Below are 14,936 nucleotides of genomic sequence, written 5' to 3' on the forward strand. Positions count from 1 at the left end.
CGCTACAGTCCCAGACAATCACTGATATCGTAAAGGCCGGCAGGCTGGTTCACCAGCCACTTGCAGGCACGCACCGCACCTTTGGAGAAGGTCTCCCTGCTTGTCGCCGTGTGGTTGAGTTCTATAAATTCACCGTCGTTGTAGAACCCCACCGTATGCCGGCCGACCACATCGCCACCGCGAATCGCCATGACGCCGATCTCCTCTTTGGAGCGTTCTCCTGTCATGCCGTCGCGGCAGCTGACACGCGCCTTGTCGAGATCGACGCCGCGCCCTTTGGCAGCGAATTCGGCAAGCGTAAGTGCCGTACCGCTCGGTGCATCTTTCTTGTACCGGTGGTGCTGTTCGACGATCTCGATGTCGAAATCACCCAACTTTTCCGCGGTCATCTGTACCAGTTTCTTGAGCAGTGCGATCCCTGCCGACATATTGGTCGCATAGAGGATCGGCATGATCTCGCTCGCCTCTTCCAACAATGCACGCTGTGCATCGTTCAGTCCCGTCGTCCCGATCACCAGCGGTTTCGGGCGATCCATCGCCGCTCTCAAAAGTGCTTCGGTCGCTTCGGGGACCGTAAAATCGATCGCCGCGTCGCAGCTGTCGAGAAATATTTTGGCATCGTTGGTGACGACCGACCCCTCCGGTGCATGGTAGTCGATGCGGTCTCTTTCGCAAAGCGCTGCGACCGTGGTATCCGGATCTTCCGTCAAATTTTTGACCAACAGCTGGCCGACGCGTCCATTGGCGCCGTAGACTCCAACATTCAGCATAGATTCTCCCGTTTAAGATGTTCTACATAGGCGATGGCACCGATGGCGGCATTGGCACCGTCACCGGCGGCACAGACAACCTGTTTGGGGGCCATAATGCGCAGATCCCCCGCAGCGAACAGGCCCTCTTCACTCGTTCGCATCGCCAGGTCGACGACCACTTCGCCCCATTCGTTCAACTCGCAGAGAAACGAACCGTCTTCTTGTTTCAGTACCTCGTTGTTTACATTGTTGCCGACGAATACGAAGACGCCCGGTACCGGCAGGTCGATCACTTCACCCGACTCTCTCTTTTTCACTTTCAGGCCGTTGACGCCCATCGCATCGCCGTAGACCTCTTCGGGAACGGCATTCAGAACCAGTTCGATCTTCTCGTTCTCCTTGACACGTTTTACCGTGGAAGGCGCGGCCCGGAACTCGTCACGACGGTGTACGACATAGACTTTCGAACAGATGTTGGCGAGATAGAGCGCCTCTTCGAGCGCCGTATCACCGCCACCGATGACAGCCACCTCTTTGCCTTTGTAGAAAAATCCGTCGCAGGTGGCACAGGTGCTGACACCACGGCCGAAAAACTCGTCTTCACCTTTGAAGCCGGCACGCTTGGGCGTGCTTCCGGTACAGACGATGACGCTCTTGGCCGTTTCGACCCTCCCGTCGCTCAGTTCGATCTTGAAACAGAGCCCTTCGGGACGACTGACACGACTCACCTCGGCCATCTCATGCTTGAGTCCGAAACGCATACACTGTTTCGGCCACTCCTGCATCAATTCCATCCCCGTTACCACCTCCGCGATACCGGGATAGTTCTCGACCTCGCTGCTCTGGGTAATCGCACCGCCGGGCATCCCCTTTTCGTACATCACGACATTTTCGAGTCCTCCGCGCGTGGCGTAGAGCCCTGCCGTCAATCCGGCCGGTCCGCCTCCGATAATCGCCAAGTCAAGCATCTTTTCTCCTTCTTATTGCACTGTATCCAGCAGATAGATTTTGCTGTCTTGTTTGTAACGCCCGTGGTCGTTCTGCTTTTTAATCATAAAATAGCTTGGAACTTCACGAATGTGAAACCGATGAATGATTTTAAGCAGCGTATTGGTCCCCGCCGTCGCAAAAGTCACATTTCCTTCAGCGGCTCTGCGCTGTTGATACAAGTCGATCGCCAGTACACTGTTTTTTCGCTGAAGCGGCACCAATGCTTTGTCGATATTTCCCATATGCGAACTGTAGATCACAACGATGTAGCGATCTTTCTCAGGTACGAATAATTGGGACTTAGTATAGAGTATCGTCTCTTTGAAATTGATAAATTTGTACTGGGAGTATTTGTAGTTGAAGTAGGCGAAAGCCGCCGCGATCATCGCCGCGCCGAAGAACGACGCGAAAACATACGAGAAGGAGAAAAGAGATTTTCCCCTCCGTTTCTGCATCGGTTTCAGACGTTAGCTGAGCAGTGCGTCGAGTTTTTCGGCAAATGCCTGCTTCGAAGCGGCACCAACCATCTGATCTACAACCTGGCCGTCTTTGAAGAAGAGGATACTAGGAATAGAGCGGATACCGTATTTGATCGCGAGATCCTGCTCTTCGTCAGTGTTGACTTTCGCGATTTTCGCTCTGCCTTCATACTCTTCGGCAAGCTCTTCGATAACCGGCGCGATCATACGGCACGGTCCGCACCACGGGGCCCAGAAATCTACCAGAGTCACACCCTCTTTTACCGTTTCGTCGAAGTTACCGCTGTTCAGTTCAATATATTTACCCATTATGGATCTCCTTGAGAAATTTGTTGATAGATTATAGCGGGTAAATCTTTAAAATATTTTGTTGTCGGGGACTAATCGTGTCATCAAACCGTAATATTTTCTATCCATTCGCACCGCTCACCCTTTACGATCAGCGCATCGAGCTGATAAGGGCTTTCGAGTCGATGTTTTTTGAGATAGGCATCGATAGAACGGAGGAGTTTGGCAAGTTTGGAAGGCGTGATATTGTAGATCGGCTCGAAGGTGGTTCCGCTCTTGACCTCGACAAAGTGGAGAACGCCGCCCTTCTCGGCGACAATGTCGATCTCGCCGAAGCGGGAATAGACATTGCGCTCCAAAATCCGGCACCCCTGCAGCATCAGCCAATCGCAGGCGAGATCTTCGGCGCGGTTGCCCCGTTCTCTGCTCACGCCGGAAGAACCTCCACTTTGATCGATTTGAACGCAGCGGTGAGGATCAGCTCGTCGCTCGCATCGCCGAAAAGATAGTTGATGTGCGATTTGGCGTGGTGGAAAGTGGTAAAGAGGGTATTCGGCCTGATCTTGTCGCTAAATTTGACACACAGCGGAGCGCTCTGGCCGTAGGCACTCTTCAAAACGACGTACTCGCTTTTTGGAAAGCGTGCTTCATCCTCTTCACTCGCCAAAAGAATATCCTCGGCATAGCGGTTGTTCAGCTTCTCGCTCCGGATTGTCTGAGCGGCATTGTTGTAGTGAGCAAGCGTTCTCCCGGTTGTCAGGTAGTAGCCCTCTTCGACACCTTCGTTCAGCAGCTCTTCCACCATCCCGCGCAGTTTGTAGGAGTGGTAGATGAATCTGCCAAGGCCATCTTCTGTGCGAAAATCGAGCAAATGCAGCACCGGCGTATCCTCGATATAGACCGGCCATTGCAACCCGCGCTTGCGGTGGCGTTTCAGACGCAGGTAGCTGGCGCCGCTGAACCTTCGATGGGCCACTTCACGCACTTCGTTCCAGACATCTTCACTCGTTTCGTAGTCGTAGTTGCCCCCCATCGCGTTATCGAGCATCTTGATCACTTCCCAATCGTCGGGAAGGTCGCTTTCGATCAGCGGTTGAGAGAGGTGAAGGCGCCGCATCGCGTTGACATAGACGCCCTCCTTTTCGTACGCCGATTTGACGCCGATGACGATGTCGGCGCGCTTTGCGATCTCGGTCATGAAAAGCTCCTGCACCATGATGAACTCGAGCTCGTTCAGTGCTTTGTCGATCTTGTTCTGGTTGGGGTGGATATGGGCGATATCTTCACCCATATTGAGCAGTGCCTTGATTTTGCCCTCCAGCATCGCATCGACCAGCTGCGGCGTCATCAACCCCACCTTTTTCGGTGTCTGGTAGTCGGGATCGTAGTAGGGAAGACACCCCATGTCGCACGCACCCTGTACATTGTTCTGGCCGCGCAACGGCATCAGCCCGGCTCCCGTCTTTCCAATATTGCCGGTCAGCAGCGCCAGATGGGTGATCGCCATCACCGCGTAGCTTCCATCCAGATGCTCCGTGATCCCGAGTCCCCAGAAGATCATCGATTTTTTCAGTGCATACTCGCGTGCGATGATAGGAATGAGTGTGGCCAGATGTTCGTAGCCCGGAATCTTTCTGAAGAATTCCGGATCGGCATACGGGTCGTTCAATATCTTCTGCCTGTAGGCCTCGAATCCCGTCGTCCGGCTCTCCACGAACTTCTTGTTGTAGAGCTCGTCCTTGAGAATGACGTATGCCATCATATTGAGTACCAGGAGATTCGCTTCATGCGGGATGACCGCCTTGTGCTTGGCGTATTTCATCATCTTGATCTCGCGCACATCGATGACTGCTACATTGTCGTGAAGTCTCGCCGCATCGATGATGCGGTTGGCGACGATCGGATGCGCTTCGGTTGTATTGGAGCCTATGATCAGAATAAACTCGGTCTCGTAGATGTCGTTGTAGGGATTGGTCGCAGCCCCCTCGCCGATCGTGGCACGCATTCCCTTGAGGCTGGGAGAGTGGCAGACACGCGCACAGTTGTCGACATGTGGCGAGTTCATAGCGTCGCGGGTGAACTTTTGAAAGAGGTAGGCACTTTCACAACTGGTACGTGCCCCGCCGATGGCGCAGAAACTCTCGTCGCCGTAGCTTTTGCGGATTTCGCTCAGTTTCATCGCCGCGGCTTTGACGGCACTTTGCAGATCGGTCGTATACCAATCGTCGTCGAGCGGTTTCAAAGCGCCTTCTATCTCGTTTCTTATAAGCGGATTCTTTTCCAGAAACCGTCTGGCGATACGCGGTTCGCGGAGGCGTGCATCGGCATCGAGGAAGTCGAACCCATATTTGCCTTTGATGCAGAGTTTTCCCTGGCTGACATAACCGTCTTTGTCGGCCGTGATTTTCTGGATTTTGTTGTCGTCGACCTGTGCGACGATATCACAGCCGACACCACAGTAGGTGCAGACACTTTCGATTTCGGTGTAATGCAAGATGAGCCCCCTGATCAGTTGAAAACTAAAAATTGAAAATTTCAGTAAACTGCTCTACAGTCAACATTTAAAAATTATAATAAAAAGCGAAGCGCTTTTCCCAAACTTTTCATTTTTAGTTTTTAACTTTTAACTGGCGTTATGCACCATGCACTCCCATCCGCCACTCAAACGTCGTACGAGTGCACGAGGCAGCGGCAAGGAAAGCTACGTTCGAAGCTTTTCAACGGCGTTCTCGTTTGACGGATGGCGGTGTTTGGTGCGTAGCGTCGGTTTGAACTTACGCTTCCATCCGTATCATCATCGGACGCTCTTTGACACTTTCGAGCTCGAAGAGAGCTTTAAGGGCTTCCTGCATCGCCCGCTCTTCACAAGCATGCGTCGCAAGCAGCAGTGATGCGGAGCCCTCTTGCCCAGGTTTTTGAAGCATCGTCTCGATCGAGATATTCTGCTCGCCCATTACCTGGCTCACTTTGGCCAATACACCCGGACGGTCCGCCACTTCGAGGCGAAGATAGTATTTGCTGACGATCGATTCGCGACCGAGCAGTTTGAGCCCGCTCTCGAGCGGACGCTTGAAGCCGAGCATCGGTGATGCCTTGCCGCCACGGGCGATCGCGATAATGTCGCTGATCACGGCACTCGCCGTCGCATCGCCGCCGGCACCCGGCCCGTAGTACATCGTCTCGCCGACCTTGTCGCCAATGACGCTGATACCGTTCATGACGCCGTCGACCTTGGCGATCATCTGGCTCTGCGGAACCAATGCCGGATGAACACGCAACTCGACGAACTCGCCCACCTTCTTGGCGATGCCGAGCAGTTTGATCGTATAACCGAACTCTTTGGCGAAGCCGATATCGGCCTGGGTGATCTGCTCGATCCCTTCGATCATGATCTCTTCCGGCTTCGCATCGATTCCGTAGGCGATGGATGCGAGAATCAAAAGTTTGTGCGCCGCATCGAAACCGCCGATATCGAAGGTTGGGTCCGCCTCGGCATAACCGAGTTCTTGCGCCTCTTTGAGGACCGGCTCGAAATCGACCCCCTCGTTCATCATCTTGGTCAGAATGTAGTTGGCCGTCCCGTTGATGATCCCCTTGATCGACTCGATATGGTTGGCACTAAGCCCTTCACGAAGCGCTTTGATGATCGGGATACCGCCCGCCACACTCGCTTCGAACTCAAAGGGCAACTCGCCGGCCGTCTCCTGCAGTTCGTAGCGGTGATAGGCCAGAAGCGCTTTGTTGGCCGTCACAACCGCCTTGCCGTTTTGCAGTGCTTTGCGTACGACGCGGTAGGGCTCCTCGACTCCGCCCATCAACTCCACGACAATGTCGATTTCGGGATCGTCGAGAACCTCATCCACATTGTCGGTCAGAGGAATGTCGACATCGCGTGCCCGAGAGAGGTTACGTACCACGCCCTTTTTGACGACAATCTCTTTCCCCGCCCTTGCCGAAATGATATCGCGGTTGGCTTCGAGAATCTGTGCAACACTCTCACCGACGGTACCGACACCGATAATGCCTACCTGGATCATCACCCATCCTCTTTCAGTGTTTTCAAATATTTCTTGATATTGCGTGCCGCCTGACGGATGCGCTTTTCGTTTTCGATCAACGCGATGCGGACATACTGGTCGCCATACTCGCCGAATCCGATGCCGGGGCTGACCGCCACCTTCGCTTCGGTCAGCAGTTTTTTGGAAAACTCCAGGCTCCCAAGATGCAGTGCCTCTTTGGGCAGCTTGGCCCAGACAAACATACTGGCATTGGGCTTTTCGATCGGCCAGCCCGCTTTGTTGAAGGTGTCGATCAAAACGTCGCGGCGTTTGCGGTACTTTTCGATCGTCTTGTCGACTTCGCTTTCCAGCTCGTTGATAGCGATCGTCGCAGCCACCTGAATCGGTGTGAACATTCCGTAATCGAGCCAACTCTTGATCTTCTGCAGCGCACCGACCATCTTCGGATTCCCGACGATAAACCCGACGCGCCAACCGGCCATGTTGTAGCTTTTGGAAAGGGTAAAGCTCTCGACCGCCACATCCTTCGCCCCCTCGACACTCAGAATCGACGGCGTCTTGTAGCCGTCGAAGGTGATGTCGGCATAGGCGATATCGCTGATGATGTAGAAACGCTCTTTTTTGGCCATATCGACGAGCCGTTCGTAAAAGGCCGGTGTCACCGTCGCCGTCGTGGGATTGTGCGGAAAATTGACGACGACGAACTTCGGACGGGGCACCGACTCGATCAATGCCTTTTTGAGGTTGATGAAGAAGAGATCCTCATCCACTTCGTAATGGTCATTGAATACCAGTTCCATCTTGCGGACCGCGCCCCCCGCCAGCATAAAGGCATAGGAGTGGATCGGATAGGTCGGATCGGGAACGATGGCCGTGTCGCCGGGATTGGTGATCGCCTGTACGAGATGGACATATCCCTCTTTGCTTCCCATCGTCGCGACCGCTTCGGTCTCGGGATCGAGCGCGACGCCGTAGCGGCGCTCGTACCAGTTGCAGATCGCCAGGCGAAGCTTGTAGATGCCCTTGCTGGCGGAATAACCGTGTGTTTTTGGCTTTTTGGCCGATTCGACCAGCTTTTCGATAATTTTTTCACTCGGAGGCCCGTCCGGATTGCCCATACTGAAGTCGATGACATCTTCACCGGCACGCCGTGCCGCCATTTTGAGGTCGTTCACTTCGGCAAAGACATATTTCGGAAGCCGTTTCAGTTTTTCAAACTCTATTTCGTCAAACATCTTTTATCTTTCACCTTTGGCGGTCAGTTTGAGGCCGCTTCGAAGATTTTCCAGGGTAAAACGATCGCTGATTTTTACATAGACTGCATCGGGCGGCAGTTTGAGGCTCAAATAGCGTGTGCGCGTATCGTTCTGTTTCATGGATAAAATATGCAGCATTTTATCATAAACTACGACATCTGCATACCAGTGGCTGCCAGGTAATTCACGTACAATCAACCGTTTGATACGGGAAACGTCGATCCAGACAGGACGTACCGGCCGGACGATCTTCTCCACACTTCCGGCCTCCATCATCTTCGCATCGATGCGGGCATTGCTCATATCGATTCTGTAGCGCCATCTGGCCGCATCGAGACGTTCGAGTTCCGTGATCTCGACACGGTTTTTCTCCAGACGCTTCGCGACGAGTACAGGATCGGGAACCATTTTCGACTCGAACATCACGGTCCAGACAAATCCGTTCTTGTCCAGGACGGCTTTTTTCGTGAGCACGAAAGAGAGGCCCATATTGCGAAGCGTATCTCCCATCAGTTTCATAAAGAAGAGCGGATTCTCTCCGCCATATTCGAAGGTCAGCTCGATCTGCCGTGCAGCAGGAAGCGTCAGATTCAAAAGGCCGTTCTCTTCCAGCGTCGTCGCAACTTTGACCATATCGAAGCGGGAACCTTTTCGAAAAGCTTCTTCATCCTCGAAAAGGAGCGCGATCAGTTTTTTATGGGAGTTGTAGCTGTTTTCATCCATCAGTGAACGAGCCCGGTCCATCAAGCCTTCGGCACAAAGGAGCGAAGAAAAGAGCAGCGGCAACAGAACCTTTTTTACCAACCCTTGCCTCCGTTGAGACGTTTGAATTCGTCGGACCCGATCTCTTTGACCATGCCGTCATCGATTAGAAAATAGTGCTTTTTCGCATCGTTGAACTTGAAGAGGTTGCCGAACGCGTCACTGATCTCGAAACGTCCGTGGCCCGTGACGAGCAGTTTTTTCCCCGTGGAATCGATCTCGTATGGTTTGTCCGTCACTTTGGCGATACGTTTTTTCGTCTTGAGATCGATCACGCCGAACCAGAGTTTTACCAAAGGGGTGATCACGGCATTCTCCACAGGAACGTAGGGTTCGGATGCGGCACGCTTCTCTTCCTCTTTCACTTCTGTGCCCATGACGGAACTCCCGCTCTGCTCAGCCGCCGATGCAGGACGCTTCTGTGTTTCGTCGGTACCGGAACTGCCGTTCTCTTTTTCCACTGCCCCCTCTGGAAGCACGCCTTCCTTTTCAGGCTTTACCACCTGGGCCTTTTCCTGAGTGGAAACGGATAGAGCCTTTTCCTCCCGGGACGAAAACTCCTGCCGGAAAAGATAGAGTGCAAGAAAGAGAACCACTGCGGCCAGTGCCAGAACGATCCAAATCTTGCTTTTTGCCGGTTCACCCCTCTCTACGGCGACAAAGACCTCTTCGCTGCCCGTCCCGCTTTGTGAAAACCACGCATCGAGTGCCGATTTCAGATCACTGAAATCTTCATCGAACTCGCGTTCCAGAATTTTGACGAAGCCGTAGGCCTGGGGTTTCGTAAATCCTTCAAAGTCACCGCTTTGCAGTTTTTCGAGATTTTTCTTCGAGATCTTTGTACGATTGACCACCACCTCGATGCTGTACTGTTCCACTATCCGCTCAAACATGTCCCATCCTGTAGATCAATATCGCAGCCGCCGCACTGACGTTCAGAGAGTCGAAGGGCCTGGCCATTTCGACCGTGACGATTTTATCCATCTTTTCCATTGCACGTTTCGGTATGCCCGTTCCTTCACTGCCGAGAACCAGCACCCGTTTTTTATCGATCTTCACATCCTCGATCGCTTCGCCCTCCATGCCCGCGCCGTAAAGAGTGAACCCCTTCTGCTTCAGCTCGTTCAAAAGGTCCAGCAGATTGGGAGCGATCGCGACAGGCAGGTCGAACATCGCACCGGCGCTCGTACGTACCACCGCTTCGCTCTGCAACTGCTTGATGCCGCTGACGATCACACCGTCGGCACCGAGCGCATAGGCGCTTCGGATGATCGCCCCGATGTTGCCGACATCGGTAAGACCTGCCAGAACCACCAGGAAACCGGCCTCTTTCAACTCACTCGGGTCCGCATATCGGTAGGGCCTGATATCGCAAAGCCACCCCTGATGATTGCCCCCGCGCGCCAACGCCTGCGCCTTTTTCGGATCGACCTTTTCGATCGGTTTGCCGATCTGCCTCACCTTCGCGAACTCTTTTTTGTCGAGCTCTTTCGCCAGAATAAAACGTTCGATCAACTCCGGATGACGCTCGATCAAAATATTGCATATCTGTTTTCCATAAACTATCATAGGATGATAATATCGAAAGTTTGATTAATTTTTATCGTCGATACCGGGCAACGGGGTGTACTTCGTCAGTTGTTCGCTTTCGTTAAAAGATTTCGATAGCACTCCTTGACCGGTTGGCCGGTGAGCTTCGCGATCAGTTTCGCTTTCTGCTTGGGTGGCAGATCGAGTGCTTCGATCTCTTTGAGGGAGATAGCGGAGGTCTCCGCCTCGATTTCGGCCGGGGAGACAATGACGACCCACTCCCCTTTCAAAAGCGGGCCTGTGATCTCGCTTTTCAGTTCCGAGGGGGTGCCTTTGAAAAATCTCTCATGTTTTTTCGTGATCTCTTTGGCGGCGAAGATGATACGTTCCGGCACAGCCTTCTCGAGTTCTTCAAGCAGTTTTTCGAGACGGTGCGGCGCTTCGTAGAGGATGACGGGCCACCTCTGGCCCAGAAGGTGCTGCAAGGCATTCTCACGCTCTTTGCCTTTGTGGGGCAAAAACCCGTAAAAGGTGAAGTGTGTCTGTGTAAAGCCGCTTGCGGCAAATGCCGTCGCAAACGCACTCGGTCCCGGCAAAACCGTATATTCGACCCCATGCTTCTGGCAGTAAGCCACCAGAAGCGCGCCCGGATCGCTGATGCATGGCATGCCCGCATCACTCATATATACGACGTTCCGCTCAAAAAAAGTTCTGTCGAAGGTTTCGAGTGTTTCCGCTTCGTTATGGCTGTGAAGTGAAATGAATTTTTCAATGGAGTGCTTCAGGCCGTGGCGTTCGGAAAGAAGATGAAGAAGTTTTTTGGCGACGCGGGTATCTTCACACAGAAGCACGTCGGCCTCTTCCAGAACCCGAAGCGCACGAAGCGATATATCTTCGATATTTCCGATCGGGGTTGGAAGAAGTGTGAGCAAAGGTGTGGGGTGTTACTTGCCCAGTTTGTATTTGCTTTTAAATTTCTCTACACGTCCGGCTGCATCGACGATCTTCTCGGATCCCGTGAAGAACGGATGGCACATGTTGCAGATATCGATTCGCATTTCAGGCTTGTTGGAGAGTACGGTAAAACTGTTGCCGCATGCGCAGCTGACGTGGCATTCGACATACTCAGGATGGATCCCTTTTTTCATAACTGTGTCCTTGTGTATTGATTTGGCGTCATATACAACAGCGGCTTCGGAAATTTACGAAACCGCTGCTACATAGGGGGAGGGTTGAAATTATACTTGAATTGCAGAAAAATTGCAAGAAGAGATCGTCAACCGCTTAAAAAGCGAACCAGTAAATATCGGCATACGCGTTGTTCTGCGTATTGTAATCGGTCGGCGACTGGATGTCTCCGGCATTGTATTGGCCGTCGTCATACTTTTCGTCGAGTGCCTTGATGACATCGGTCGGAATGTTTTCGACATAGATATAATTGCCGGACTTCCCATTGTAATTGTTGCGATACCTGAACAGATATCTTCCCCCAAAAGGCGTACGCTTGGGATTGGTCGCTTCATCGTTGTCCGTTGGGTCTCCGCTAATGAATCCAGCACCGACCAACTCCTGCCATGCGCAGGCATACTCGATCGCCCCTTGGTCGAACAAACCGTTTCCATTGCCTCCCGTACATCCTGTCGCTCCAAGATCTGTAGTTCTGTCGTTTCTGTCATCTCCGGGAAGATAGCTATATTTGTCCTGATAGCTGTAAACCGCCGCGACAATCGAGTCTATATCGCTTTTAACCCTTTTGATCTTCGCATTCTCGATCATCGCTTTGCCTTTCAGCACTCCACCGATCAGAAGTCCGATGATCACCAAAACGATCGAAAGTTCGACCAACGTAAATCCACTTCGCATTTTGCTCATAGCAACTCCCTTTAAATTAAGTTTTCACTAGAGTATATCGGCCCTTTTCAAAGCCATTTAACCCTTTGGCGGAAATTTTACACGCCCTTTTATAAAAAGCCTCTGACATACCGTTTCATTTGATACTGGAGAGCATATCGTACAAGGGGCCCATGATACTTATCATCACCAGAGCCATGAAGCCTCCGACCACGATGAGGATGACCGGTTCGATAATCTTGCCGATATTTTCGGCATAGTACTCGACCCTTTCATAATAGTAGTCCGATACCGTTTCCAGCTGCTTGTCCAGCGAGCCGGACTCTTCCCCCATGGTCAGCATCCGGATCACGAAAGGGGTCATGATACCGGTCTTTTTCAGACTTCCCGAGAGTTGATGCCCCTGCTGGATGCTTTCGAGCGTCGAATCGAGTGCCCGCTTGAAGACTTCGTTGGAGATGTTTTTCCGCAACGAGTCCAAGTTGTCGACGATCGGGATGCCCGATTCGATCCCGATTCGCAGATACTCCGAAATAAACGCGATGTTGAACCCTTTGACGATCTGGGAGACGATCGGTATTTTCATCACCGCTCGGTCGAGATAGAAACGAAACTGCGAAGATTTCCGATAGGCGGCGATCACCAAAACGGTCACGGCGGCGATCCCTGCGATCAGATAGAGAATATACTCCTGCAGAAAATCGGACGCGGCCATCACCGCAAGCGTAATACCGGGCAGTTCGATATCCATCTCTTCGAAAAGCTGCGTCATCTGCGGCAAAACGTAGATCATCCAGACAAGCATGGCGGAAAAAACGGCGATAAAGGCGAAAGAGGGGTAGATGAGTGCCTGTTTGGCTTTTCTTTTGAGCGATGTCGTCTTTTTTAAAAATTCGGCTGCGCGCCTGAGCGTCATTTCGAGCTGTCCCGTCCTCTCCCCGATGCGTACGAGATTGAGAACCACATCGCCGATGGAGCGGCGATAGGGCTCCATCGAGGATTCCAGCGAATGGCCGCTGTTGATCTTCTTCGCGATATGTTTGAGCATCGTTTTATAGCGTTTGTCGGATGCATCCTGTGCCAGATCCATGATTCCGCGGTAGAGCGGCAGGCCAGATTTGACGACGAGATGGACATTTTCCAGAAGTTCGATGACATTGTCGGTAGAGACCTTCCCGGTTTTTCCGACCAGAAGTTTCCCCAAAGCGGGAGGCAGTACGGCGATCTTTTGGGGAATCAACTCTTCGAGTGCCAGTTCCTCCAGGAGCGTTTCGAAGTTTTCGACTTCGAAAACGGAGAAAACCGTTTTCCCGCTTTCCGTTTTGGCATGAACGAAAAAGTAGATCACGTGACGACCCTGTAAACCTCTTCGATCGTCGTGACCCCTTCAAGTACCTTTCTGAACCCATCTTCCTTCATCAGGTGCATCCCTTTGCTTATCGCTTTCTGCTGAATGTTGAGGACCGATTCGCCGGCTGCGATCATCGCTTCGATATCCTTGTCGACCTCGAGAATCTCGATGATCGCTTCCCTTCCGGCGTATCCGGTATACCGGCAATGCTCACACCCCACCGCTTCGTATATTTTGACCGTATCCTGCCCTTTTAGCATCGATTCGGGGATACCGAGTGCCACGAGATCCGCTTTCGGAACCTCGACGGGATGCTTGCAGTAACGACAGAGTTTTCTCACCAGCCGCTGTGCGAGAATGGCCAGAAGACCGGAGCCGACGAGATAGGGCGGAACCTGTAGGTCGATCAACCTGGGAATGGCACCGACGGCATCATTGGTATGCAGTGTCGTCAAAACCAGGTGGCCCGTGATCGACGCACGTATCGCCAGTTCGGCCGTTTGGGGGTCACGAATCTCTCCGACCAGCATGACGTCGGGGTCTTGGCGCATGAAGGCGCGGATGGCCGCATCGAAAGTGTATCCCGCTTTGTCATTGGCCTGCGTCTGTTTGATAAAGGCGAATTTGTATTCGATCGGGTCTTCGATCGTCAGGATGTTCTTCTTTAACGAATCGACCTTTCTGAGTGCGGAATAGAGTGTCGTCGTCTTACCGCTTCCGGTAGGCCCCGTTACGAGAATGATGCCGTAAGGCTTGGAGAAGTAATACTCGATCTTGTTTTTGTTCTCTTCGGAGAAACCGAGGTGGTGGAGGCTGAAGAGCGAACCGCTCTTTTCAAGCAGGCGCATCACGATATTTTCGCCATAATTCGTTGGAAGTGTCGAGATACGCAGGTCGAACTCTTCTCCGAGGAAGGTGTAGGTAAACCCGCCATCCTGCGGTTTTCTCTGCTCCGCAATATCGAGATTGCTCGCGATCTTGACCTTCGCGACGAACTGCTGATGAATCGATACCGGAAGGGCGTAATAATGCTTTAGCACACCGTCGAGGCGGTAGAAAATGTGCAGCGTCCCGGCCTGCGGCGTGATATGGATGTCGGTCGCTTTGTCTTTGATCGCATTGTTCAGGATCATATTCAGCAATGTCTCGATATTGATCGTACGTCCCGCCTTGACATCTTCGATGATCGCGGCGATCTTCTTCTCGATCGGGTTTTCGAGCTGATAGTAGTAGATCTGGGCATAGTGGATGATTTTTCGTTTGTCCGCCACCCGGTACTCGATCGTACGTCCCGCCGTCTTTTGAAGAAAGTCGGTCAGCATCAGGTCGTTGACATCCTGCGTCGCCACGACCAGGCTCCCATCCCTAATTTCGAGCGGGAGCACCGTTTTGGAAAGCGCGATATCGTGGGGAATCGATTTGAGTGCCTCTGTCTCGGGAACGATCGTATCCAGATCGATATATTCTACATTATACTGCAGTGCCAGTACTTCCGCGACTTCGCTGCTACTTACAAAATCGAGCTCCTGGAGGATCTCTCCGAAAAACTTTTTTTCGACTTTCTGAACAGCCAGCGCCACTTCGATCTGCTCTTCGTTGATATAACCTGCCTCTTCGAGCAGTTTTCCTATCGGTTTGTTCTCTGCCATCGTCTATCC

The 14,936-nt window shown here is 52.4% G+C and carries 16 protein-coding genes; all 16 read right to left on the minus strand.

Annotated features, from left to right (window positions below; genetic code table 11):
* Positions 1-2: 2 nt before the first annotated feature.
* Complete coding sequence (gene dapB, locus QUD54_RS05410; RefSeq protein ID WP_286337933.1) at positions 3-770, minus strand: 4-hydroxy-tetrahydrodipicolinate reductase; 768 nt, start codon at positions 768-770, stop codon at positions 3-5.
* Positions 764-1,720 (minus strand): thioredoxin-disulfide reductase, encoded by a 957-nt coding sequence (trxB, locus tag QUD54_RS05415; protein WP_286337934.1) that lies wholly within the window; start codon positions 1,718-1,720, stop codon positions 764-766. Before trxB ends, dapB begins: the two co-directional genes overlap by 7 nt.
* A 12-nt stretch (positions 1,721-1,732) precedes the next feature.
* Positions 1,733-2,197, minus strand: a complete 465-nt coding sequence (locus tag QUD54_RS05420; protein ID WP_286337935.1) for a hypothetical protein — start codon at positions 2,195-2,197, stop codon at positions 1,733-1,735.
* 12 nt (positions 2,198-2,209) lie between these two features.
* Positions 2,210-2,530 (minus strand): thioredoxin, encoded by a 321-nt coding sequence (trxA, locus tag QUD54_RS05425; protein ID WP_286337936.1) that lies wholly within the window; start codon positions 2,528-2,530, stop codon positions 2,210-2,212.
* Between the two features lie 83 nt (positions 2,531-2,613).
* Positions 2,614-2,889, minus strand: coding sequence for a YraN family protein (locus QUD54_RS05430; RefSeq protein WP_286338015.1), 276 nt, complete (start codon positions 2,887-2,889; stop codon positions 2,614-2,616).
* A 47-nt stretch (positions 2,890-2,936) separates the two neighbouring features.
* Positions 2,937-5,003, minus strand: a complete 2,067-nt coding sequence (locus QUD54_RS05435; RefSeq protein WP_286337937.1) for a molybdopterin oxidoreductase family protein — start codon at positions 5,001-5,003, stop codon at positions 2,937-2,939.
* 280 nt (positions 5,004-5,283) lie between these two features.
* Positions 5,284-6,546 (minus strand): homoserine dehydrogenase, encoded by a 1,263-nt coding sequence (locus tag QUD54_RS05440; RefSeq protein ID WP_286338016.1) that lies wholly within the window; start codon positions 6,544-6,546, stop codon positions 5,284-5,286.
* Complete coding sequence (locus QUD54_RS05445) at positions 6,546-7,763, minus strand: LL-diaminopimelate aminotransferase (RefSeq protein WP_286337938.1); 1,218 nt, start codon at positions 7,761-7,763, stop codon at positions 6,546-6,548. The genes QUD54_RS05440 and QUD54_RS05445 overlap by 1 nt, the downstream gene beginning before the upstream one ends.
* A gap of 3 nt (positions 7,764-7,766) precedes the next feature.
* Positions 7,767-8,588 (minus strand): hypothetical protein, encoded by an 822-nt coding sequence (locus tag QUD54_RS05450; RefSeq protein ID WP_286337939.1) that lies wholly within the window; start codon positions 8,586-8,588, stop codon positions 7,767-7,769.
* Complete coding sequence (locus QUD54_RS05455) at positions 8,582-9,439, minus strand: hypothetical protein (RefSeq protein WP_286337940.1); 858 nt, start codon at positions 9,437-9,439, stop codon at positions 8,582-8,584. The genes QUD54_RS05450 and QUD54_RS05455 overlap by 7 nt, the downstream gene beginning before the upstream one ends.
* The gene (gene rlmB / locus QUD54_RS05460) at positions 9,432-10,115 is read right to left on the minus strand and encodes a 23S rRNA (guanosine(2251)-2'-O)-methyltransferase RlmB (protein ID WP_286337941.1); all 684 of its coding nucleotides are present in this window, start codon (positions 10,113-10,115) and stop codon (positions 9,432-9,434) included. Before rlmB ends, QUD54_RS05455 begins: the two co-directional genes overlap by 8 nt.
* A gap of 65 nt (positions 10,116-10,180) precedes the next feature.
* Positions 10,181-11,008, minus strand: a complete 828-nt coding sequence (rsmI, locus tag QUD54_RS05465) for a 16S rRNA (cytidine(1402)-2'-O)-methyltransferase (RefSeq protein ID WP_286337942.1) — start codon at positions 11,006-11,008, stop codon at positions 10,181-10,183.
* 12 nt (positions 11,009-11,020) lie between these two features.
* Positions 11,021-11,224 (minus strand): 50S ribosomal protein L31, encoded by a 204-nt coding sequence (gene rpmE / locus QUD54_RS05470; RefSeq protein WP_286337943.1) that lies wholly within the window; start codon positions 11,222-11,224, stop codon positions 11,021-11,023.
* A 136-nt stretch (positions 11,225-11,360) separates the two neighbouring features.
* Positions 11,361-11,948: a type II secretion system protein gene (locus tag QUD54_RS05475; protein WP_286337944.1), complete on the minus strand. Its 588-nt coding sequence runs from the start codon at positions 11,946-11,948 to the stop codon at positions 11,361-11,363.
* Between the two features lie 115 nt (positions 11,949-12,063).
* Positions 12,064-13,275: a type II secretion system F family protein gene (locus QUD54_RS05480; protein WP_286337945.1), complete on the minus strand. Its 1,212-nt coding sequence runs from the start codon at positions 13,273-13,275 to the stop codon at positions 12,064-12,066.
* The gene (locus QUD54_RS05485; protein WP_286337946.1) at positions 13,272-14,927 is read right to left on the minus strand and encodes a GspE/PulE family protein; all 1,656 of its coding nucleotides are present in this window, start codon (positions 14,925-14,927) and stop codon (positions 13,272-13,274) included. The genes QUD54_RS05480 and QUD54_RS05485 overlap by 4 nt, the downstream gene beginning before the upstream one ends.
* Positions 14,928-14,936 lie beyond the last annotated feature (9 nt).

It is taken from the genome of Hydrogenimonas cancrithermarum, assembly GCF_030296055.1.
GTDB lineage: Bacteria > Campylobacterota > Campylobacteria > Campylobacterales > Hydrogenimonadaceae > Hydrogenimonas > Hydrogenimonas cancrithermarum.

Bases quoted from the DNA above. Each gene is read 5' to 3' on its own strand.
- dapB (WP_286337933.1), bottom strand. From the start codon at position 770: ATGCTGAATGTTGGAGTCTACGGCGCCAATGGACGCGTCGGCCAGCTG.
- trxB (WP_286337934.1), bottom strand. From the start codon at position 1,720: ATGCTTGACTTGGCGATTATCGGAGGCGGACCGGCCGGATTGACGGCA.
- QUD54_RS05420 (WP_286337935.1), bottom strand. From the start codon at position 2,197: ATGCAGAAACGGAGGGGAAAATCTCTTTTCTCCTTCTCGTATGTTTTC.
- trxA (WP_286337936.1), bottom strand. From the start codon at position 2,530: ATGGGTAAATATATTGAACTGAACAGCGGTAACTTCGACGAAACGGTA.
- QUD54_RS05430 (WP_286338015.1), bottom strand. From the start codon at position 2,889: ATGCTGCAGGGGTGCCGGATTTTGGAGCGCAATGTCTATTCCCGCTTC.
- QUD54_RS05440 (WP_286338016.1), bottom strand. From the start codon at position 6,546: ATGATCCAGGTAGGCATTATCGGTGTCGGTACCGTCGGTGAGAGTGTT.
- QUD54_RS05445 (WP_286337938.1), bottom strand. From the start codon at position 7,763: ATGTTTGACGAAATAGAGTTTGAAAAACTGAAACGGCTTCCGAAATAT.
- QUD54_RS05455 (WP_286337940.1), bottom strand. From the start codon at position 9,439: ATGTTTGAGCGGATAGTGGAACAGTACAGCATCGAGGTGGTGGTCAAT.
- rlmB (WP_286337941.1), bottom strand. From the start codon at position 10,115: ATGATAGTTTATGGAAAACAGATATGCAATATTTTGATCGAGCGTCAT.
- rpmE (WP_286337943.1), bottom strand. From the start codon at position 11,224: ATGAAAAAAGGGATCCATCCTGAGTATGTCGAATGCCACGTCAGCTGC.
- QUD54_RS05475 (WP_286337944.1), bottom strand. From the start codon at position 11,948: ATGAGCAAAATGCGAAGTGGATTTACGTTGGTCGAACTTTCGATCGTT.
- QUD54_RS05485 (WP_286337946.1), bottom strand. From the start codon at position 14,927: ATGGCAGAGAACAAACCGATAGGAAAACTGCTCGAAGAGGCAGGTTAT.